Annotated in this window: 16 protein-coding genes and 1 tRNA gene; 10 read left to right on the top strand and 7 right to left on the bottom strand. The window is 71.7% G+C overall.

The window, feature by feature from the left end; translation table 11 throughout:
• The first annotated feature begins 25 nt into the window (after positions 1-25).
• The 4 genes from ACFWI4_RS25685 (at position 26) to ACFWI4_RS25670 (ending at position 5,035) form a co-directional block, all read left to right on the top strand.
• Positions 26-592, top strand: a complete 567-nt coding sequence (locus ACFWI4_RS25685; protein ID WP_387200399.1) for a DUF501 domain-containing protein — start codon at positions 26-28, stop codon at positions 590-592.
• Positions 589-1,560 carry an exopolyphosphatase gene (locus ACFWI4_RS25680; protein ID WP_387200396.1) on the top strand — a complete coding sequence of 324 codons (972 nt, stop codon included), beginning with the start codon at positions 589-591 and terminating at the stop codon, positions 1,558-1,560. Before ACFWI4_RS25685 ends, ACFWI4_RS25680 begins: the two co-directional genes overlap by 4 nt.
• Positions 1,561-2,132: 572 nt before the next feature.
• The gene (locus tag ACFWI4_RS25675; protein ID WP_385399855.1) at positions 2,133-3,518 is read left to right on the top strand and encodes an NAD(P)/FAD-dependent oxidoreductase; all 1,386 of its coding nucleotides are present in this window, start codon (positions 2,133-2,135) and stop codon (positions 3,516-3,518) included.
• Between the two features lie 227 nt (positions 3,519-3,745).
• Positions 3,746-5,035: a class I SAM-dependent methyltransferase gene (locus ACFWI4_RS25670; RefSeq protein WP_387200393.1), complete on the top strand. Its 1,290-nt coding sequence runs from the start codon at positions 3,746-3,748 to the stop codon at positions 5,033-5,035.
• A 97-nt stretch (positions 5,036-5,132) separates the two neighbouring features.
• Here ACFWI4_RS25670 and ACFWI4_RS25665 read toward each other — a convergent pair whose 3' ends face one another.
• The gene (locus tag ACFWI4_RS25665; RefSeq protein ID WP_387200390.1) at positions 5,133-7,661 is read right to left on the bottom strand and encodes an ABC transporter permease; all 2,529 of its coding nucleotides are present in this window, start codon (positions 7,659-7,661) and stop codon (positions 5,133-5,135) included.
• A 61-nt stretch (positions 7,662-7,722) separates the two neighbouring features.
• Positions 7,723-8,523: an ABC transporter ATP-binding protein gene (locus ACFWI4_RS25660; RefSeq protein WP_387200387.1), complete on the bottom strand. Its 801-nt coding sequence runs from the start codon at positions 8,521-8,523 to the stop codon at positions 7,723-7,725.
• 597 nt (positions 8,524-9,120) lie between these two features.
• Here ACFWI4_RS25660 and ACFWI4_RS25655 point away from each other — a divergent pair.
• Positions 9,121-9,203: transfer RNA gene (locus tag ACFWI4_RS25655), tRNA-Leu, on the top strand.
• 384 nt (positions 9,204-9,587) lie between these two features.
• Positions 9,588-10,469: a Bax inhibitor-1/YccA family protein gene (locus ACFWI4_RS25650; protein ID WP_385399866.1), complete on the top strand. Its 882-nt coding sequence runs from the start codon at positions 9,588-9,590 to the stop codon at positions 10,467-10,469.
• A 139-nt stretch (positions 10,470-10,608) separates the two neighbouring features.
• On the opposite strand, the gene ACFWI4_RS25645 is transcribed toward ACFWI4_RS25650, so the two are convergent.
• Positions 10,609-10,839, bottom strand: coding sequence for a DUF4287 domain-containing protein (locus ACFWI4_RS25645; RefSeq protein ID WP_103550712.1), 231 nt, complete (start codon positions 10,837-10,839; stop codon positions 10,609-10,611).
• 104 nt (positions 10,840-10,943) lie between these two features.
• Here ACFWI4_RS25645 and ACFWI4_RS25640 point away from each other — a divergent pair, with 104 nt between their 5' ends.
• Entirely contained in the window at positions 10,944-11,255 is a 312-nt protein-coding gene (locus tag ACFWI4_RS25640; RefSeq protein ID WP_385399870.1) for a hypothetical protein, read from the top strand.
• A gap of 57 nt (positions 11,256-11,312) precedes the next feature.
• On the opposite strand, the gene ACFWI4_RS25635 is transcribed toward ACFWI4_RS25640, so the two are convergent.
• The 3 genes from ACFWI4_RS25635 to ACFWI4_RS25625 form a co-directional block, all read right to left on the bottom strand.
• Complete coding sequence (locus ACFWI4_RS25635; protein WP_385399872.1) at positions 11,313-12,110, bottom strand: hypothetical protein; 798 nt, start codon at positions 12,108-12,110, stop codon at positions 11,313-11,315.
• Between the two features lie 293 nt (positions 12,111-12,403).
• Positions 12,404-13,624, bottom strand: a complete 1,221-nt coding sequence (locus tag ACFWI4_RS25630; RefSeq protein ID WP_385399875.1) for an acetyl-CoA C-acetyltransferase — start codon at positions 13,622-13,624, stop codon at positions 12,404-12,406.
• Between the two features lie 496 nt (positions 13,625-14,120).
• Positions 14,121-15,143, bottom strand: a complete 1,023-nt coding sequence (locus tag ACFWI4_RS25625) for an SGNH/GDSL hydrolase family protein (protein ID WP_387200382.1) — start codon at positions 15,141-15,143, stop codon at positions 14,121-14,123.
• A 143-nt stretch (positions 15,144-15,286) separates the two neighbouring features.
• Here ACFWI4_RS25625 and ACFWI4_RS25620 point away from each other — a divergent pair, with 143 nt between their 5' ends.
• On the top strand, positions 15,287-16,681 hold the full coding sequence (locus ACFWI4_RS25620) for a cystathionine beta-synthase (protein ID WP_385399881.1): 1,395 nt from the start codon (positions 15,287-15,289) through the stop codon (positions 16,679-16,681).
• Between the two features lie 470 nt (positions 16,682-17,151).
• Here ACFWI4_RS25620 and ACFWI4_RS25615 read toward each other — a convergent pair whose 3' ends face one another.
• Positions 17,152-17,589, bottom strand: coding sequence for a hypothetical protein (locus tag ACFWI4_RS25615; protein ID WP_387200379.1), 438 nt, complete (start codon positions 17,587-17,589; stop codon positions 17,152-17,154).
• 148 nt (positions 17,590-17,737) lie between these two features.
• Here ACFWI4_RS25615 and ACFWI4_RS25610 point away from each other — a divergent pair, with 148 nt between their 5' ends.
• Both ACFWI4_RS25610 and ACFWI4_RS25605 read left to right on the top strand, forming a co-directional pair.
• Entirely contained in the window at positions 17,738-19,321 is a 1,584-nt protein-coding gene (locus ACFWI4_RS25610) for an aromatic amino acid ammonia-lyase (RefSeq protein WP_387200376.1), read from the top strand.
• A 164-nt stretch (positions 19,322-19,485) separates the two neighbouring features.
• Positions 19,486-20,379 (top strand): MurR/RpiR family transcriptional regulator, encoded by an 894-nt coding sequence (locus ACFWI4_RS25605; RefSeq protein ID WP_387200487.1) that lies wholly within the window; start codon positions 19,486-19,488, stop codon positions 20,377-20,379.
• The last annotated feature ends 87 nt before the right edge of the window (positions 20,380-20,466 follow it).

Genomic DNA, 20,466 nt, shown 5'->3' with positions numbered 1-20,466 from the left:
ACCAGAAAGACACGTGACTCACGGCATGGAAACGCCACCGCCCACCACCCCGCGCACCGAGCCCACCGACGCCGACGTCGAGGCCTTCAAGCAGCAGCTCGGCCGCCCGCCGCGCGGACTGCGCGCGATCGTGCACCGCTGCCCCTGCGGCCAGCCGGACGTGGTGGAGACGGCGCCCCGCCTCCCCGACGGCACGCCGTTCCCGACCACGTACTACCTGACCTGCCCCCGGGCGGCGTCCGCGATCGGGACGCTGGAGGCCAACGGGGTCATGAAGGAGATGACCGAGCGCCTCGCCACCGACCCCGAGCTGGCCGCGGCCTACCGTGCCGCGCACGAGGACTACATCGCGCGCCGTGACGCCATCGAGGTCCTGGAGGGCTTCCCGAGCGCGGGCGGCATGCCCGACCGGGTGAAGTGCCTGCACGTCCTCGTGGCGCACTCGCTGGCCGCCGGACCGGGCGTCAACCCGCTCGGCGACGAGGCCATCGCGATGCTCCCCGAGTGGTGGCGCAAGGGCGCCTGCGTCACCCAGGCCGGCGACACGCCGAAGGCGGAGGGCCCCGCGGAGTCCACCGAGGACGGCCGGTGACCCGGGTCGCCGCCGTCGACTGCGGTACGAACTCCATCCGCCTCCTGGTGGCCGACGTGGACCCGCGTACGGGCGAACTCACCGACCTGGACCGGCGGATGACCATCGTGCGGCTCGGCCAGGGCGTCGACCGCACCGGCCGGCTCGCCCCCGAGGCGCTGGAGCGCACCTTCGCCGCCTGCCGCGAGTACGCCGCCGTCATCAAGGAGCACGGCGCCGAGCGGCTGCGCTTCGTGGCCACCTCCGCCTCCCGGGACGCCGAGAACCGCGACACGTTCGTGCGGGGCGTCCTCGACATCCTCGGCGTCGAGCCCGAGGTCGTCACCGGCGACCAGGAGGCCGAGTTCTCCTTCACCGGCGCGACCAGGGAGCTGACCGGCCGCGACGACCTCGCCCGGCCCTACCTCGTGGTGGACATCGGCGGCGGCTCGACCGAGTTCGTCGTCGGCGACGCCCACGTGCGCGCGGCGCGCTCCGTGGACGTCGGCTGCGTACGGATGACGGAGCGCCACCTCGTCCGCGACGGCGCCGTCACCGACCCGCCCACCGCGGAGCAGGTCGCGGCCATGCGCGCCGACATCGAGGCCGCCCTCGACCTCGCCGAGGAGACCGTCCCGCTGCGCGAGGCGCGCACCCTGGTGGGGCTGGCCGGTTCGGTCACCACGATCGCGGCGATCGCGCTGGACCTCGACGCGTACGACTCGGAACGGATCCACCACTCCCGGGTCTCCCGCGCGCGCGTCCGCGAGATCACCGAGTGGCTGCTGCGCTCCACCCACGCCGAGCGCGCGGCGGTCCCCTCCATGCACGCGGGCCGGGTGGACGTGATCGGGGCCGGCGCGCTCGTCCTGCTCTCGATCATGGAGCGGACCGGCGCGGAGGAGGTCGTGGTCAGCGAGCACGACATCCTCGACGGCATCGCGTTCAAGGCGGCCGAGGAGGCCGAGGCGGGCAGGCGGGGCGACTGACCGGAGCCCTCCGGCGCGCCCGCGACGAGCGCTGAACGGCCCCGGCCGCCCCTCCCGGGCGGCCGGGGCTCTCGCGTTCCCCGGAGGCCGCCGAAGGCCCCTGACGCGCCGTCCGGCGGCGCCGCGGGGGGCGTGGCACGGGTCTCCTTCGCTACCGATCAGTACCCTCGGCTGAGCGGAACGGATAGCGTATGAGCGTGCCGGAGAGGGTCCTGGAACCCCTCCGGCGAGGTCCCGCCGATAAAGTTCGTGAAGTTCTTCACAAGGAAAAAGCCCCTGCTGGGCGACGAAGGGGCCACTTGGGCCCTTTCCCGGGGCTCCCGCGGTCCGGCAGCATGGTCGGTGAGGTGTTGCGGCCGGGTTTCGGGACGGTGAAAGACGGGAGCGGTCCGCTCGGCCGAACGGGTTGGGCCGCAGCTCACACGGTGTTGACAACGGTACGAACCGTACGGTGGTCCACCGGGGCCGCCATGGCCTCGATCGCGGGGGCGGCGGAGTGTAGCAGAGCCCCTGCCCAAGCTTGTGAAGGGGCGCACGAGCGACCCCCCTGAAGCGGGTGGATACTCGATGGCATGAGCACCACGGAGCGTCCCAGGATCCTCGTAGTAGGCGGTGGGTACGTAGGCCTGTACGCAGCTCGGCGCATCCTCAAGCAGATGCGCTACGGAGAGGCGACCGTCACGGTCGTCGACCCCCGGTCGTACATGACCTACCAGCCCTTCCTCCCCGAAGCAGCCGCCGGCAGCATCTCGCCGCGGCACGTCGTCGTCCCGCTGCGGCGTGTACTTCCCAAGGCGGAGGTCCTCACCGGCCGGGTCACCACCATCGACCAGGACCGCAAGGTCGCCACGGTCGCCCCCCTCGTGGGCGAGGCGTACGAGCTGCCCTTCGACTACCTCGTCATCGCGATGGGCGCGGTCTCCCGCACCTTCCCGATCCCCGGCCTCGCCGAGCAGGGCATCGGCATGAAGGGCATCGAGGAGGCCATCGGCCTGCGCAACCACGTCCTCGAGCAGCTCGACAAGGCCGACTCCACCACGGACGAGGACGTCCGCCGCAAGGCGCTGACCTTCGTCTTCGTGGGTGGCGGGTTCGCCGGCGCCGAGACGATCGGTGAGGTCGAGGACATGGCCCGCGACGCGGCCAAGTACTACAGCAGCGTGTCCCGCGAGGACATGCGCTTCATCCTCGTCGACGCCGCGGACAAGATCCTTCCCGAGGTCGGCCCCAAGCTCGGCCAGTACGGCAAGGAGCACCTGGAGAGCCGCGGCGTGGAGATCTACCTCTCCACCTCGATGGACTCCTGCGTCGACGGCCACGTGGTGCTGAAGAACGGCCTCGAGGTCGACTCCAACACGATCGTCTGGACGGCCGGCGTCAAGCCGAACCCCGTTCTCTCCCGCTTCGGTCTGCCCCTCGGCCCGCGCGGCCACGTGGACACCCAGACCACCCTCCAGGTGCAGGGCACGGACTACATCTGGGCCGCGGGCGACAACGCCCAGGTGCCGGACGTCGCCGCCCGCAAGGCCGGTGTCGAGAACGCCTGGTGCCCGCCGAACGCGCAGCACGCGCTGCGTCAGGCCAAGATCCTCGGCGACAACGTGATCTCCGGTATGCGGGGCTTCCCGCAGAAGGAGTACTCGCACGCCAACAAGGGCGCCGTGGCCGGTCTCGGTCTGCACAAGGGCGTCGCGATGATCGTCATGGGCAAGACGAAGATCAAGCTCAAGGGCCGTCTCGCCTGGTACATGCACCGTGGCTACCACGGTCTGGCCATGCCGACCTGGAACCGCAAGATCCGCATCTTCGCGGACTGGACGCTCGGCATGTTCCTCAAGCGCGAGGTCGTCTCCCTGGGTGCCATGGAGACTCCGCGCGAGGAGTTCTACGAGGCCGCCAAGCCGGCTCCGGCCGCCGCCGCGCCCGTGAAGACCGAGGAGAAGGCCAAGGCCTCCTGACCCTCCGTCACCGAACGCCCCGAAGGGGCCGCCCGCCATCCGTGGTGCGGGCGGCCCCTTCGGCGTTCCCGGGCTCGTGACACCCGGCGCCCACGGTCCGCCGTTCGACGCATGGTGCGTACACACATTTTGCGAATCTGTGTCGTGGAAGCGGGACTGCGCGCCGAGCGGGTAGATGTTTACCGGGTGTCGGAGCGTTCGGGAGTGCTGTCTCGGAGGTGTACGCCATGCAGGACGCCGCGCCGCGGCTCAGAAGTCTTGTCGAACAGTTGCTGGGAGCCCCGCTCCCCTTGCGCGTCCGTGCCTGGGACGGTTCGGAAGCGGGCCCTCCCTCGGCCCCCGCGCTCGTCGTCCGCAACCGGCGGGCCCTGCGCCGGCTCCTGTGGAAACCCGGCGACCTGGGACTCGCCCGCGCCTGGGTCTCCGGCGACCTGACCGTCGAGGGCGACCTCTTCACCGCCCTGGATCTGCTGTCCGGGCTCGTCTGGGAACGTGGACCGGACGCGCGCGGTCTCGGTGCGGCGTTGCGCGACCCTGAGGTGCGCGCGGCGGTCCGCGGGCTGGTGCGGATGGCCGGGCTGCCGCTGCCGCCCGCCCCGCCGGCGGAGGAGGTGCGCCGCCGCCGTCACCTGCACACCAGGCGCACGGACCGCAGGGCCATCAGCCACCACTACGACGTCGGCAACGACTTCTATGAGATCGTCCTCGGCCCCTCCATGGTCTACTCGTGCGCCTACTGGCAGGAGGGCGGAACCCTGGAGGAGGCCCAGCGCGAGAAGCTCGAACTCGTCTGCCGGAAGCTGGCCCTGAAGCCCGGTCAGCGGCTGCTGGACGTCGGCTGCGGCTGGGGCTCGATGGCCGTGCACGCGGCCCGCGACCACGGCGCGAACGTGGTCGGGGTGACGCTGTCGCAGGAACAGGCCGCGTTCGCCCGCAAGCGGGTCGCCGAGGAGGGGCTGACGGACAAGGTCGAGATCCGGGTGCAGGACTACCGGGACGTCACCGACGGGCCCTACGACGCGATCTCCTCCATCGGGATGGCCGAACACGTCGGTGCCGAGCGCTACCTGGAGTACGCGGAGGTGCTCGGCCGCCTCCTCGCCCCCGGCGGGCGGCTGCTCAACCACCAGATCGCGCGGCGCCCCGAACGCGACGAATCCTCGTACTCCGTCAACGAGTTCATCGACGCCTACGTCTTCCCCGACGGTGAACTCGCGCCCGTCGGCACGACCGTGACACAGCTCGAACGGGCCGGGTTCGAGGTGCGTGACGTCGAGGCCCTGCGCGAGCACTACGGGCTCACCCTGCGCCGCTGGGTCGCCAATCTGGAGGCCGGCTGGTCGCGCGCCGCCCGGCTCACCGGGGCCGGCCGGGCCCGCGTCTGGCGCCTGTACATGGCGGCCAGCGCGGTCGCCTTCGAGCGCAACCAGATCGGCGTCAACCAGATCCTGGCGGTGAAGACCCCGGCCGGGAGCGGCGCGTCCGGGATGCCGCTGCGGGCGAGGACCTGGAACTGACGCGCCCGCGCACGCGCCGAGGGGTGCGGCGAGGGGGTCCCGCTCCGGACGGAACGGGACCCCCTGGTCTGCCCTCAGGGCCGCCGGCGCGGCCCGGCTACTCGGACTTGATGGCCGTCAGCATGTTCAGGCGGGCCGCCCGGCGGGCCGGCCAGAGCGCCGCCAGGACGCCGACCGTGGCCGCCAGCAGCAGGAACAGCGCCATCCGCCCCCAGGGCAGGACGAGTTCGTACGTCGGCATCTTGCTCCCCAGCAGTTCACCGGCCGCCCAGCCGAAGAACACGCCGAGACCGATGCCGAGGACGCCGCCGAACAGCGAGATGACCAGGGACTCCAGTCGGACCATGCGCTTGATGCCCTTGCGGTCCAGGCCGATCGCGCGGAGCATCCCGATCTCCTGCGAGCGCTCGAAGACCGACATCGCCAGGGTGTTGATGACACCGAGGACGGCGACGATCACCGCCATCGCGAGCAGGCCGTAGAGCATGTTCAGCATCAGCGTGAACATCTTCGCGATGTCGTCGGAGATGTCCTGCTTGTCCTGGACCTTGACGGCCGGGTTGTCGCCGAGGGCCTTCTCCAGCCGGTCCTTGGCCGCGTCGGAGGCACCGCCCGCCGTCTTGACCATGACCTGCATGTCGGAGGCCTCGCGCTGGTGCGGGGCCAGGGTGGCGTTGTCGAGCATGATGCCCCGGATCATCTCGTTGGCCCGGTACACCCCGGAGACGGTCAGGCTCTGCTTCACGCCGTCCTCGTAGGACACCCGGAAGTCCGAACCAGCCTTCCAGCCGTGGGACTTGGCCGTGTCCGAGTCGACCACGACCCGGGTGCCGCCGACCGTGAAGGTGCCGTCGGTGACGTCGAGGTCGGTGAGCTTGTTGATGGCCGCGCCGTTGACCCCGGTCAGGAACTCGGTCTGCCGGTCGATGCGGGAGGGCGCGTCGCGCAGCGGGCTGACGTCGGTGACCCCGTCGGCCGCGGCGAGCTTCTTCTCGACGTCGGGGGAGAGGGAGTTGCCGTTCGCCATCGACACGACGTAGTCGGCCCGGATCGCGGATCCGGCCATCTTGTCGATCGACTTCTGGAGGCTGCCCGCCATCACCGTCATGCCGGTGATCAGGGTCAGGCCGATCATCAGCGCCGAGGCGGTGGCGGCCGTGCGGCGCGGGTTGCGCACCGAGTTCTGGCGGGCCAGCTTGCCGGAGATCCCGAAGACCCGCAGGACGGGGGCCGCCGCGGCGATCAGCGGGCGGGACAGCAGCGGGGTCAGGACGAAGACGCCGATGATGAGCAGCACCGCGCCCAGACCCATCGGGGCCTGGCCGTCCGAGCCGTTCATGGTCGTGGCGTAGAGGACCACGGCGATGCCGGCGGCCGCGAACAGCGCCCCGATCGAGTTCCGCAGGACCAGGGACTTCGTCGTCGCCTTCGCGTGGACGCTGCTCATCGCGGCGACCGGCGGGATCTTCGCGGCCCGGCGGCCCGGCAGCCACGCGGCCAGCATCGTGACGAGGACGCCCACGAGCAGGGCCGTGCCGACGGTGCCGGGCGAGACGACCAGCGGGCCGTCCGGCACGGTGGCCCCGAGCGTGCCCATCAGGGAGCGCATCGCCGCGCCGATGCCGATGCCCGCGGCGAGCCCGCCGACGGCCGCGACCGCGCCGACCACGAACGCCTCGATCAGCACCGACCGGGTGACCTGGCGGCGCGAGGCACCGACGGCGCGCAGCAGGGCCAGCTCCTTGGTGCGCTGGGCGACCAGCATGGTGAAGGTGTTGGCGATGATGAACGTGCCGACGAACAGCGCGATGCCGGCGAAGACCAGCAGGGCCGTCTTCATGCCGCTCATGGCCGTGGAGATCTGCTCGGCCTGGTCGTCGGCGAGCTGCTTGCCGGTGATCGTGGAGGCGGTGCCCTTCGGCACGACGGCGTCGATCGCGGCGCGCAGCGCGTTCTGGCCGGTGCCCGGCGCGGCCTTCACGTCGATCTCGTCGAAGGAGCCGGCCGAGTGGAACAGGCGCTGCGCGGTCGGGGTGTCGAAGAGGGCGAGGCTGCCGCCGGCGGCCACGTTGCCGTCGTCGGTGCTGAACACGCCGGCCACGACGGGTTCGAGGACGGGACCGTCCACGGACAGGCGCACGGTGTCGCCGACCTTGAACCCGGCCCGCCTCGCGGTCTCGGCGTCGAGCGCGATCTCACCGGCGCCGTGCGGCGCGTGTCCGGCCGTCAGGGGGTAGCGGGGGTCCTTGTCGCCCCAGTAGTTGCCGCCCTGCGACTGGAAGCCGCCGCCGATGAGCTTGCCGTCCTTGCCGGCGATGGCGGTGAAGCCGTCGACGACCCCGATCGCGGAGGCGGCCCCGGGGACCCGGGCCGCCTTGTCGAGCAGGGGCCGGGTCAGCTTGTGCGTCCGGCCCACGGTGTCGCCCGTGTCGGCCGCGCTCTCGGGGCGGATGGCGACGTCGACCTGGTCGAAGCCCTTGGCGGAGCTCTTCTGGTAGGCGTCGGAGATGGTGTTGGTGAAGACCAGGGTCCCCGAGACGAAGGCGACGCCGAGCAGGACGGCGAGCACGGTCATCAGGAGCCTGGCCTTGTGCGCGAAGACATTGCGCAAGGCGGTACGGAACATGGGTCTTCTCAGTCCAGGAGTTCGCGGGAGGGCGCGGGAGTTCGTGCGGTCGGGCGGAGCGTCAGCCGATGCGGCCCGTGCCGTCGGACCCGGGGGTACGGGGGTTTCCCCCGGGGAGGTTCCGCATGAGGTCCAGGACGGAGTCGGCGGTCGGCTGGAGGACCTCGTCGACGATCCGTCCGTCGGCGAGGAAGACGACCCGGTCCGCGTAGGCGGCGGCGACCGGGTCGTGCGTCACCATCACCACGGTCTGGCCCAGTTCCCGTACGGAGTTGCGCAGGAAGCCGAGGACCTCCGCGCCCGAGCGTGAGTCGAGGTTCCCGGTGGGCTCGTCGCCGAAGATGATGTCCGGCCGGGAGGCGAGGGCGCGGGCGACGGCGACGCGCTGCTGCTGGCCGCCGGAGAGCTGGGAGGGCCGGTGCCCGAGCCGGTCCGCCAGGCCGATCATCTTGATGACGGTGTCCAGCCACTCCTTGTCGGGCCTGCGGCCCGCGATGTCCATCGGGAGGGTGATGTTCTCCAGGGCGGTCAGCGTCGGCAGCAGGTTGAACGCCTGGAAGATGAAGCCGATCTTGTCCCGGCGCAGCTTGGTGAGCTGCTTGTCCTTCAGGGAGCCGAGTTCGGTGTCGCCGATGCGCACCGAGCCCGAGGAGAAGGTGTCCAGTCCCGCCACGCAGTGCATCAGCGTGGACTTGCCCGACCCGGAGGGGCCCATGATCGCGGTGAACTCGGCCTGCCGGAAGTCGACGCTGACCCGGTCGAGCGCGACCACCTGGGTCTCGCCCTGCCCGTAGACCTTCGACAGTTCCGTGGCGCGGGCTGCGACCGCGGTGCTTGTGCCGGCGAGGGGGGTGGTGGTCACGGGAGGGTGCTCCTGTCGGGACGTGGACGTTGCTGGGGACGTGTTCCATCGTCCGTGCCGATCCACGGGATGTAGTCACCCGCTGTTCCGGTTCCGGGGGCAGTCTCGGGTCGGACGGGGAGCCGTCGAGTCATACCTGGGGATGACGGAGCGCCCCGAAGGACGTCCGGGTCGGGTGCGGCCAAGACCGCCCGCGGCCCTCCGTGGATCCGCCGGGGACGACTCGGCGACGGCCCGGGCCGCACCCGGCGAGGGCCTGCGGACATCGCGCGGCGGGGCGTCGGGGGCGCGGGCGGACGTCTTCCGGACCGGGCGCCGCCGGGGCCCGGGGAGCGCGCGCCGCGCGGCCGTACTTCGGGGCGCGCGGCCGGTACCTGGTCCGAGGCTCGCCGCGATCCCGCTCGGACGGTGAAATTCCGTCAATCCGCGTACGCGGGCCCATCGCGTCCTGGAGGCTGTTGGCAAGTGCTGACGGCCTGTGCAGCGTGCTGATGCACCCTCAGACGTCAATAAAATAAGACAACATCGGTTCGCACGCCCGCTGTTCGGGTGACGCGTCCCGATAGGCTCGGAACCTCGATGCGGAGCCCATGGTCTGCCCGGATGGTGGAATGCAGACACGGCGAGCTTAAACCTCGCTGCCCCTCGCGGGCGTACCGGTTCAAGTCCGGTTCCGGGCACTTCCCGCCCCTGCGACGCAGGACGCGGGCCACAGCCGGACCCCTCCGGGCGTGGCCCGCCGGCTCCACCTCAGGTCGCCCTTCACCTTCTCCGCGACAGCCCCTCACCCGCGTTCCCGGCCGCTCGTTCCCCCTCTTCCCGCACCCCTCCCGCGCTCGTCCCGGGAGCCCCCGGCCGTGACGCTGGGTGAGCACCCGCGATCGCCCGCCGGTGGCCGTTCGCGCGAGCGGTGTCACGGCTTCGTACCAGTGCGCGCAGAGCAAGGGGCACACGCGTACGGTGGCACAACGAGGGAAAGATCCTCCTCAAGCACTAGGGTCATTCCTTTGCCTACCCATTACCCTTGAGGCCAAGGCCACGCACGGTGGCCATGGAGGAGTGAAATGAGGAGCAGTAACCCGGTCTTCTCGCGACGGGGGTTCAGCCGCGACAACGGCTACGCGGGCTTCAACGCGGCGCCGCAGGCCGGGGGACCCGCTGTCGGCACGCAGGGGAACCCCTACGCCCAGCAGGGCGGCAACCCCTACGCGCAGAACCCGTACGCGCAGCAGGACCTTCAGTACGGCGCTCCGCCGCAGGCCCCGGTCACCACCGGCCGTATGACGATGGACGACGTCGTCGTGCGCTCGGCCATGACGCTCGGCGTCGTCGTCGTGGGCGCCATCCTGGCCTGGGCGCTGCTGCCGGTCTCCAACACGAGTTACGGCCTGGCCGTCGGCTCGGGTCTCGTCGCCTTCGTGCTCGCGATGGTGCAGTCCTTCAAGCGTGCCGCCTCGCCCGCGCTGATCATCGGTTACGCCGCCTTCGAAGGCGTCTTCCTCGGTGTCATCAGCGAGATGTACAACTCGGTGTGGCACGGCGCCCCCTTCCAGGCCGTGCTCGGCACCATGGCGGTCGCCGGCGCGACCCTGCTCGTCTACAAGGCGGGCTGGATCCGGGTGACCGCGCGGTACGCGCGCATCGGCATGACCATCGCCATCGCGTTCGTCGTCGTCATGGCGGTGAACCTGCTGCTGGTCGCCTTCGGTGTCGCCCCGGACGGCGGACTGCGCAGCAGCGGCCCGCTCGGCGCGCTCGTCGGCATCCTGGCGATCCTGATCGGCGCCTTCTTCCTGACCCTCGACTTCAAGCAGATCGAGGACGGCATCACCTACGGTGCGCCGAAGGAAGAGGCCTGGCTGGCCGCGTTCGGCCTGACCGTGACCCTCGTCTGGATCTACGTCGAGATGCTGCGCCTGGTCGCCATCTTCAGCGGCAGGGACTAGCGCACGACCCGGTGACACCGGCGGCCGGACAGGCCGTCAACCGAGGTGAAGGGCCCGCGAACCACCAGTTCGCGGGCCCTTCGTCATGGGATGCCGGACGTGCGTGTCGTCGGATTCCTGTCGTCTCGGTGGTGCGCGCTCACAGCAGTTTGCGCGCGGCCCTCCTCAGGTCGTACTCGTGGATGATCGCCTTGGCGTGGCCGTACGCGAGGTCGTGCTCGGCGCGGAGCCAGCTGACCTTCTCCTCGAAGCGGAAGAGCGCGGGGCCTTCGTCGACGGTGCGAAGCCAGTCGGAGATCTCACGACCGGTGCAATGGGGGATGCGGGCGAGCAGGTTGCGATGGGTCTCCTCGGAGAAGACTTGGGACATCGGCGCCTCCGAACGCAAAGGGGATGTAAGCCGGTCCTTCACGCCACCGTGCCTGAGGGTTGGGTTGTTGGCAACAGTCCCGCCGCTGCGCGTAGTCTCGCGGCGTGCTGGATACGACGCCGTTGACCCGAGCCGTGGACCATTTCGCCGACCGGTTGCGGGCCGCGCCGCAGAGCCGCCTGCAACGCAGTGCCGCGGCCGAGGCGCTGGGCCTGGCCAGGGAGTTCGCACTGCGCGCCCAGCGGGTCGAGGACCCGTCGGGGGAGCCCCGGGAGATGCCCGACGCCGGGATGTTCGCCGCCGCCGACCAGATCATGGTCGCCGCGCACGACCTGGCCCTCGTACTGAAGAACGAGGAGGAACTGGCCGAGGCGGTCACGCTCGTGGCCGAGGCACAGAAACGCGCCGGGGTCTGACCTCTCGGCCGACTCCGGCGCGCCGGGTGTCCCGCGGACCCGCCCGGGGGCGGGGGGTCAGAGCGACGCTATGACGCGGTCCGCCAGGATGTAGACGTTCTCCTCGCCGAAGGCGAAGGTGAGGGCGTACGCGCCCGAGACGCCGGAACCGCCGAGCAGGAACGGGGCCTGGCCGGCCGTCAGGGCGGCGGCGAGCCGCAGCGCCGTCTCGCGGTGACCGGGCGTCATGCACAGGGTCGTGCCGTCGGCGAAGACGTAGACGTCGAGGGTGCCGAGCGGGCCGGGGCGGACGTCCGCCAGTTCCGTACGGGACTCGGCGAGCTCCTCCAGGCGGGCCACCGTGCGTTCGTGGTCGTTGACCACCGGTGACTGCACGGGGACGAAGTCCGGGTGCGAGGGGTGACGGCGGCGGGCCGCGGCGAGTTCCGGGGAGTCGCCGGCGGTACCGGTCTGGAGGAACTCCTCCAGGTCCGTGCCGGTCTCGGCCACCGGCTCCAGGTGGTCGAGGCCCGCGAAGTCGGAGTGGCGCGGCAGGAACAGTTCGCTGTCGGGCAGCCCGAGCAGCGAGGGCGCGTCGGAGGCGTCACGCGCCTCCTGGGCGGCCCAGAAGGCCCGCGCCTCGGCGAGTTCGCGTTCCCGCTCGTCGGCCAGCGCCTCGGCCACGGCCGTACGTATCTCGTCCGCGTCGGCACTTCCGCGCGCAGCGGGCACGAGAGCCCGCGCCGCGCCCGCACGGGCCGCGACGAGTTCACTGTGCAGGGCTGCGACCTGCCGGCGCACGCCCCGCAGGGTGTGCAGAACGGCGACGCCCACGGCCGCACTTGCGGCGGTGGTGAGCAGCAGAGCAATCGGCATGGCGCTCACTGACGTACTCCCGGTTCAAAGTCGGCCCCCGACTTCCTACATCAGCTTGAAGGGCGAACCATCAAACTGTCAGTGCGTAACGTCACGAAAAGGACAGGACTTTGTGCCTCAGGTTTAGCCGTGCACGCATCTGACCTGCGGGAATGCCCATCCGAGGGGACATAGGTCACATCTTGGAAGGGATTGGATCACAAATCGGCCCAGAGGCCCGGTGGTTCCGGGCTTCTGGGCCGAATCGTTCACGCTGGGTGCAAAACCCGTCACGGGAACGGGCTCGCGGTGTTCTAGCTGAGGCGCTCGATGACCATCGCCATGCCCTGGCCGCCGCCGACGCACATGGTCTCCAGGCCGAACTGCTTGTCGTGGAACTGGAGGCTGTTGATGAGCGTGCCGGTGATGCGGGCGCCGGTCATGCCGAAGGGGTGGCCGATGGCGATGGCGCCACCGTTCACGTTCAGCTTGTCCAGCGGGATGCCCAGGTCGCGGGCGCTCGGGATCACCTGGGCGGCGAAGGCCTCGTTGATCTCGAACAGGTCGATGTCGTCGACGGTGAGGCCGGCGCGGCTGAGCGCCTGCTTGCTGGCCTCCACCGGGCCGAGGCCCATGATCTCGGGGGACAGGCCGGTGACGCCGGTCGAGACGATGCGGGCGAGCGGGGTCAGGCCGAGCTCGCGGGCCTTCGTGTCCGACATGATCACGAGGGCGGCGGCGCCGTCGTTCAGCGGGCAGCAGTTGCCGGCGGTGACCAGGCCGTCGGGGCGGAAGACCGGCTTGAGGCCCTGGACGGCCTCCAGCGTCACACCCGCGCGCGGGCCGTCGTCCTTGCTGACGACCGTTCCGTCCGGGGTCGTGATCGGGGTGATCTCGCGCTCCCAGAAGCCGTTCTTGATGGCTTCCTCGGCGAGGTTCTGCGAGCGGACGCCGAACTCGTCCATGTCCTGGCGGGTGACGCCCTTGAGGCGGGCCAGGTTCTCGGCGGTCTGGCCCATGCCGATGTACGCGTCCGGGATCCGGCTGTCCTCGCGCGGGTCGTGCCAGGTCGAGCCCTCCGACTGCGCGACCTCGACCGTGCGGGCCTCGGCGTCGGCGAAGAGGGGGTTGTGGGTGTCCGGCATTCCGTCGGAGGTGCCCTTGACGGACCGCGAGACCATCTCGACGCCCGCCGAGATGAAGACGTCGCCCTCGCCGGCCTTGATGGCGTGCAGGGCCATGCGGGAGGTCTGGAGCGAGGAGGAACAGTAACGGGTGATGGTGCAGCCCGGGAGGTGGTCCATGCCCATCTGCACGGCCACGATGCGGCCGAGGTTGTGGCCCTGCTCGCCGCCGGGGAGGCCGCAGCCGAGCATCAGGTCGTCGATGAGCTTCGGGTCGAGCTCGGGGACCTTGGCGAGGGCGGCCTGGATGATCGTGGCGGTCAGGTCGTCGGGGCGCACGTCCTTCAGAGAGCCCTTGAAGGCGCGGCCGATCGGGGAGCGGGCGGCTGAGACGATCACGGCTTCGGGCATCACGGCTCCATTGGCGTACGGGAAGTGTGCAGGGCTGCTTGGGAAGTTACCCGCACGTACCGTCGAGGTCACCGGTGCGGGGGTGTGACACCGGCCGCACTTTTCTAAGCGCTTGCTTTTTCCTGGCGGGGCGCCTTGCCGGGTCCTGCCGACCGTCGGCTCGGACACCTCACCCACACGGGGCTCTGCCCCGGACCCCGCTCCTCAACCGCCGGAGGGGCTGAAATCTGTGCCGCGCCTCCTAGCCGCAGAGCAGGGCGCCGGGGCCAGGGGCGCGAGGAACTGCGCGCCCAGCCACGACGCACCCGCAGCCGGGTACGGGGCTGGCCAGGGCGAACCCCCCCAGGGGCGCGAGGAACTGCGCGCCCAGCCACGACGCACCCGCAGCCGGGTACGGGGCCGCCTCGGTCCCGGCCAGGATCTCGATGCCGCCGAGGGCGAACCCCCAGGGGCGCGGGGAACTGCGCGATCAGCCACCACATACCCGCAGCCGGGATCAAGGGGTCGGGGCCGGGTCTGTTGCCGGGAGGCGTTGGCGGCGGCGGCGTTTCAGGAGGGCCCAGGGACCACGGGGCCCGGTAGGCATGGCGGCAGCGACCTCCGTACCGGGCTCGGACGCGGCCTCCGCGGCCGCCCGGGCAACCGGCAGGAACCCCTCGTTGCGCGACACGTCGGGCCGCTCGTCCTCGGCCGGCCACAGGCCGAGCGCCGCACAGACCGTCGGCAGGATCGCCATCGCCGCGGTAGCGTACCCCTCGGCCGAGGGGTGGTAGTGGTCCGGACCGAACAGCTCCCGCGGATTCGCCGCGAACTCGGGCCCCAGCAGGTCGCCGAGCGACACCGTGCGCCCGCCCTGCTCGACCGTCCCGATGGTCTGGGCGGCGGCCAGCTGACGGGACGCGCGCCGCGCCAGCCAGCGCAGCGGCTGCTGGACCTGCTCGACCGTGCCCAGGTCGGGACACGTCGCGACGACCACCTCCGCACCGGCCGTGCGCAGCCGCCGTACCGCCGCGGACAGATGCCGCACGGACCGCGTCGGCGGCATCCGGTGCGTCACGTCGTTCGCGCCGATCATGATCACGCAGACGTCCGGCAGCCGGGAGGTGTCCGTGAGGGCGAGCGCGACCTGCCGGTCCAGGTCGTCCGACTGCGCGCCGGGCAGCGCCACGTTGCACAGCTCCACCGGCCGCTCGGCCACCGCCGCCAGCCCGGAGGACAGCAGCGCTCCCGGCGTCTGGCGGGCCCGGCGGACCCCCTGCCCGGCGGCCGTCGAGTCGCCGAGCATCGTCAGCCGCAGCGGGGGCTCGTCGGGGGAGGCGCCGGTGTAGTCGTACCCGTACAGGCCGTCCGCGCGCGGAGCGTAGGGAGCGTGTCCGTTGTTCACATGCCGCTTCACGAACTGCACCTCGGCCAGCACCAGACCGACGGCCGCCGCCCCCACCAGCCCCACGCCGCCCCCGCCGTACGCCGCGCCCGCGGCGATCCGCCGGGCCACCCTCGCCCTCGACATGCTCGACATTCCTCGCCGCCACCTCCTGTAGCCGTACAACCACTGCTTGCCCCGAAGTGCGGGTGGGCCAATCTCAACCGCGGGTGAACGGCTGCTCAGGGCCGTAGGCTGACGTGACCATTCCTGTTGAAAACGCAGCTCCGGAGACAACGGTGCAATTCCACGACTCGATGATCAGTCTCGTCGGCAACACCCCGCTGGTGAGGCTCAACAACGTGACCGCGGGCATCCAGGCGACCGTCCTGGCGAAGGTCGAATACTTCAACCCCGGCGGATCCGTGAAGGACCGCATCGCCCTGCGCATGATCGAGGCCGCGGAGGAGAGCGGCGCGCTCAAGCCCGGCGGCACGATCGTCGAGCCGACCAGCGGCAACACCGGTGTCGGGCTCGCCATCGTGGCGCAGCAGAAGGGGTACAAGTGCATCTTCGTGTGCCCCGACAAGGTCTCCACCGACAAGATCAACGTGCTGCGCGCCTACGGAGCCGAGGTCGTGGTCTGCCCCACGGCGGTCGACCCGGAGCACCCCGACTCGTACTACAACGTCTCCGACCGCCTGGTGCGCGAGACCCCGGGCGCGTGGAAGCCCGACCAGTACTCCAACCCGAACAACCCCCTCTCCCACTATCACTCGACCGGTCCCGAGCTGTGGGAGCAGACCGAGGGGAAGATCACGCACTTCGTCGCGGGCGTGGGCACCGGCGGCACCATCTCCGGCACCGGCCGGTACCTGAAGGACGCGAGCGACGGCAGGGTGCAGGTCGTCGGCGCGGACCCCGAGGGCTCCGTGTACTCCGGCGGCTCCGGCCGCCCGTACCTCGTCGAGGGCGTCGGTGAGGACTTCTGGCCGACCGCCTACGACCGTACGGTCGCGGACGAGATCGTGGCGGTGTCCGACAAGGACTCCTTCCAGATGACGCGCCGGCTCGCCAAGGAGGAGGGGCTCCTCGTCGGCGGCTCCTGCGGCATGGCCGTCGTCGCCGCCCTGCGCGTCGCCGAGCGCCTCGGCCCCGACGACGTCGTGGTCGTCCTGCTCCCCGACAGCGGCCGCGGTTACCTCAGCAAGATCTTCAACGACGAGTGGATGGCCGACTACGGCTTCCTGGAGGACACCGGCCCGAGTGCCCGTGTCGCCGACGTGCTGAACGACAAGGCGGGCGCCTCGATCCCCTCGCTGGTGCACATGCACCCGGAGGAGACCGTCGGCGAGGCCATCGAGGTGCTGCGCGAGTACGGCGTCTCGCAGATGCCGATCGTCAAGCCGGGCGCGGGCCACCCGGACGTGATGGCCGCCGAGGTCATCGGCTCGGTCGTGGAGCGCGAGCTCCTGGACGCGCTGTTCACCAAGCGGGCCTCCCTGGACGACCCGCTGGAGAAGCACATGTCGTCGCCGCTGCCCCAGGTCGGTTCCGGCGAGCCGGTCGGCGACCTGATGTCCGTGCTCGGCGGCGCCGACGCGGCGATCGTGCTCGTCGAGGGCAAGCCCACCGGAGTCGTCAGCCGGCAGGACCTGCTGTCCTTCCTGGCCAAGGGCGGAACCAGGGCCTGAGCGTCCCGCCCGCGCGGGATTTCCGTACGAAGTGCCGGATCCGTGTGGATCTTGCGGCTCCGGCCGGGGTGAACTTCGCGGAAGTGGTACGAGCGTGTCACGTCCGCGCAGCACCCGCTTAACACGGGTCCGGCACATTGGTGGGTGTCGGCAGGGCGGGAGCGGCTCCCCGCCCAGGCCGGCGCAGACGGCGCCAAGGACCTCCGGAGCGGCTCCCGGACCTCCATGGACGCCACGGACGCACAGCCGAGTCCTGACCCGGCACGCGTCCCTCGCGGGGACCGCCGTCGTCCCGCCCCCCTTCACCGGGGGTGCGGCGGTCCCCGCGCAATACGTCGAAGGGCCCGGCACTCCTCGCGAGTGCCGGGCCCTTTCGTATGCGGTCGTGCGGCCGTCGTGCGCCCGTCGTACGGCCGTCGTGTGCCGTCGTGTGCCGTCGTGCGGCCTGCTGCGCGGCCGTCCCCGCGCGGCTACACCTCCCAGTCCGACTCCTGCCGGGACCTGCGGCGGCCGAAGAAGCCGGGGGAGAGCCGGGACGCCTGGACCACGTTCACCCCGACGATGCCGGCCCAGGCCACCAGCAGGCCGGGCAGATGGGCGTTGGCCACCCCGATCGCGGACAGCGGGATCGCGAGGACGAGCGAGACGATCCCGAAGCCGAAACGCTCGCCCCAGGAGTCGGCCGACTGCGGGGAACGCGCGCCGCGCGCCGCCACCAGCTGCTCCTCAGCGAGCCGGCGCCGCACCCGGCGGTCGACGGCACCGTCGAGGCGCTGCTCGACCTTCTCCAGGAAGGAGTCGACCAGCGCGGACTCGTACTCCTCGCCGAGCTCCCTGCGCGCGTGCAGCGTGGCGTCGAGTTCCTTCTTCAGTTCCGCGTCGTCATGGCGGACTTCCCTACCGGTCATGTCCTCCACGGTAGGGAACCGGAGCCCGCGTGGCACTGGGGACAGCCCCCCCTTTCGGGGCTGGGCCCAGCCCCCGCAAGACGCCCCTTGCCCGCCTGCATATCGTCATGCAGAGTTCTCGGTACCTGAATAGAAGGGTGTGTACGTGATGGCGTCCGGGATCGTGGACACGTCCTGCGCGGTGACGGCTCCGGAGGCCGTCGCGCTCGTGGTCCTGGACGGCCGGAGCACCCGCCCCGACGACGTCGTACGGCTCGCGGACGGCGCCGCGCGGCCCGTACCCGGCACGGACGCCATGAAGCGCGTCGAGGAGTCCTGGTCCGCGGCCCGGCGGATCGCCGCCACCGGCCGCGTCTACGGCCGCTCCACCGGCGTCGGCGCCAACCGGACCGAGGACCTGCCCTCCGGGGCGGCCGCCGGCCACGGACTGCGGCTGCTGCGCAGCCACGCCGGTGCCATCGGCGAGGAACTGCCCGCCCGGCAGGTCCGGGCGATGCTCGCCGTCCGCGCGAACCAGCTCCTGGCGGGCGGCGCGGGACTGCGGCCCGCCGTCGTGACCGCGCTGTGCGCGGCGCTGGAGAGCGGCGCGTACCCGGCCGTCAACGAGTTCGGCTCCGTCGGCACCGGCGACATCGCCGCCCTGGCCCAGGTCGGCCTGGCCCTCGCGGGCGAGCACCCGTGGCGCGGCCCGGACGAGCAGCCGGGGCGGGGCTCGGGGGAGGGCCTGGGGCGGGGCCCGGACGGTCGGTCTCTCGGGGTTCCCGAGGCGCTCGCGCTCGACAACAACGACGCCCTCGCGCTCATCAGCAGCAACGCGCTCACCCTCGGACAGTCCGCCCTCGCGCTGCACGAGCTGCGCGCGCTGATCGGTGCCACCCAGGTCGTCGCGGCCCTGTCGCTGCTGGCGGTCGACGGCTCCCACGAGGCCTACGCCGCACCCGTGCACGCCGCCCGGCCGCACCGCGGCTCCGTCGAAGTGGCGCGCCGGATGCGGGAGTTGACCGGCGCCGCCGACCGGCCCACGCCACCGCTCGGCCGGATCCAGGACCCGTACGGCTTCCGCTGCCTGCCCCAGATACACGGCCCCGCGCACGACGCGGCCGACGCCCTGGAGGCGGTCCTCCAGGTGGAGATCAACGCCGCCGCGGAGAACCCGCTCATCTCCCCCGAGGACATGGCCGCCTACCACCACGGCGGCTTCTACCAGGCTCAACTCGCCCTCGCCCTGGATCACTTCAGGCTCGCCGTCACCCAGGTGGCCCGTCTGTCGACCTCGCGGCTCTCCACCCTCAACGAACCCGCCTACACCCGGCTGCGCCCCTTCCTGGCCGACCACGAACCCGCGGCCTCCGGGGTGATGATCCTGGAGTACGCCGCCGGTGCCGCGCTCGGTGACCTGCGGGCCTTCTCCGCGCCCGCCTCGCTCGGCCACGCTGTACTCTCCCGGGGCGTCGAGGAACAGGCGAGCTTCGCCTCGCTCGCCGCACGCCAGACACTGCACGCGTGCGGTGCGTACCGTCTCGTCGTCGGCTGTGAACTGGTCGCCGCGGTACGGGCGCTGCGCCAGCGCGACCTGCGGCCCGACCCGGAGCTGCCGGCCGCGCGGGCACTGGAACTGGCCGAGGCGGTGCTCGACGCGGAGCAGGCCGACCGGCCGCTCACGGACGATGTGACGGCGGCCGCCGGGCTGCTCGACCGCTTCGCGGACATCTGGAGGGGGACCACGCCATGAGCACGGGCAGCGACCGGGCCGCGGACGGCGACGGGAACGGCAACAGCAACGGCAACGGCAACGGGAACGGCAACGGGAACGGCGGGGCGATGACGGCCGGCGGGACGACGGGGGACGGGAACGGGAGCGGGGACGGCGGGACGATGGCGGGGGAGAGCGGCACGATGCGGGACGGCGACGCGGGCGTCGGCGTCGGCGTCGGCGTGGACGGTGACACGAGCGTGAGCGACAGCCCCGCCGGACGGCTCCAGACCCTCTTCGAAGGGCGCCGGCTCACCCCGACCCAGCGCCGCATCGCCCACAGCATGGTGCGCAGCGCCGCCGACGTGCCGTTCCTGTCCAGTGTCGAACTCGCCGAACTCGCCGGAGTCAGCCAGCCCTCCGTCACCCGCTTCGCGGTGGCGCTCGGCTTCGACGGCTACCCGGCGCTGCGCAGGCACCTGCGCGAGGTCGCGCCCGCCGAACCGGCCGCCGACACCGCCTCGTACAACGAGTACCAGCAGGCCGTCGAGGCCGAGATCGAGAACCTGCGCCACCTCGCGGCCGTACTCGCCGATCCGCGCCCGGTCGCGAGGGCCGGGCGGCTGCTCGCGGCCTCGCGCCCGCTGCCCGTCCTCGGACTGCGCGCCGCCGCGTCCCAGGCCTACGGCTTCGCCTACTTCGCCGCCAAGGTGCACCCCGACGTCCGGCTGCTCCACGAGGGCGGCACCATGCTCCAGGACCGCATCGACGCCGCCGTCCGGGCCGGGGCCACGGCCCTGCTGTGCTTCGCGCTGCCCCGGCACCCGCGCGAGGTCGTCGACGCCCTCGGCTACGCGAAGGAGGCCGGGCTGACCGTCGTCACGGTCGCGGACTCGGCGTTCGCACCGGTGGCGAAGGTGTCCGACCTGCTGCTGCCCGCCGCCGTCGGCACCGGTCTCGCCTTCGACACGGCGTGCGCGCCGATGCTGCTGGGCCGCGTCCTGCTGGAGGCCATGTGCGACGACCTGCCGGACGCGCAGGCGCGGCTGGAGCAGTTCGACGCGCGCGCCGCGGTCCGCGGACTGTTCGTGGAGTGACGCGGCCCGTCGCGGGTTCCGCCGCGGTTCCGGAGGCCTGTGCGGGCGTTTCTCAGACGCGTCTCACGTTCCGTGGCTAGCCTGCCC

The sequence above is a fragment of the Streptomyces sp. NPDC127038 genome, from assembly GCF_042725875.1.
In the GTDB taxonomy this organism is placed as follows: domain Bacteria; phylum Actinomycetota; class Actinomycetes; order Streptomycetales; family Streptomycetaceae; genus Streptomyces.
Note: the sequence above shows the minus strand (reverse complement) of the source record. Positions and strands in the feature narration are given on the sequence as shown.

Bases quoted from the DNA above. Each gene is read 5' to 3' on its own strand.
- ACFWI4_RS25685 (WP_387200399.1), top strand. From the start codon at position 26: ATGGAAACGCCACCGCCCACCACCCCGCGCACCGAGCCCACCGACGCC.
- ACFWI4_RS25675 (WP_385399855.1), top strand. From the start codon at position 2,133: ATGAGCACCACGGAGCGTCCCAGGATCCTCGTAGTAGGCGGTGGGTAC.
- ACFWI4_RS25670 (WP_387200393.1), top strand. From the start codon at position 3,746: ATGCAGGACGCCGCGCCGCGGCTCAGAAGTCTTGTCGAACAGTTGCTG.
- ACFWI4_RS25665 (WP_387200390.1), bottom strand. From the start codon at position 7,661: ATGTTCCGTACCGCCTTGCGCAATGTCTTCGCGCACAAGGCCAGGCTC.
- ACFWI4_RS25650 (WP_385399866.1), top strand. From the start codon at position 9,588: ATGAGGAGCAGTAACCCGGTCTTCTCGCGACGGGGGTTCAGCCGCGAC.
- ACFWI4_RS25645 (WP_103550712.1), bottom strand. From the start codon at position 10,839: ATGTCCCAAGTCTTCTCCGAGGAGACCCATCGCAACCTGCTCGCCCGC.
- ACFWI4_RS25635 (WP_385399872.1), bottom strand. From the start codon at position 12,110: ATGCCGATTGCTCTGCTGCTCACCACCGCCGCAAGTGCGGCCGTGGGC.
- ACFWI4_RS25630 (WP_385399875.1), bottom strand. From the start codon at position 13,624: ATGCCCGAAGCCGTGATCGTCTCAGCCGCCCGCTCCCCGATCGGCCGC.
- ACFWI4_RS25625 (WP_387200382.1), bottom strand. From the start codon at position 15,143: ATGTCGAGCATGTCGAGGGCGAGGGTGGCCCGGCGGATCGCCGCGGGC.
- ACFWI4_RS25615 (WP_387200379.1), bottom strand. From the start codon at position 17,589: ATGACCGGTAGGGAAGTCCGCCATGACGACGCGGAACTGAAGAAGGAA.
- ACFWI4_RS25610 (WP_387200376.1), top strand. From the start codon at position 17,738: ATGGCGTCCGGGATCGTGGACACGTCCTGCGCGGTGACGGCTCCGGAG.
- ACFWI4_RS25605 (WP_387200487.1), top strand. From the start codon at position 19,486: ATGCGGGACGGCGACGCGGGCGTCGGCGTCGGCGTCGGCGTGGACGGT.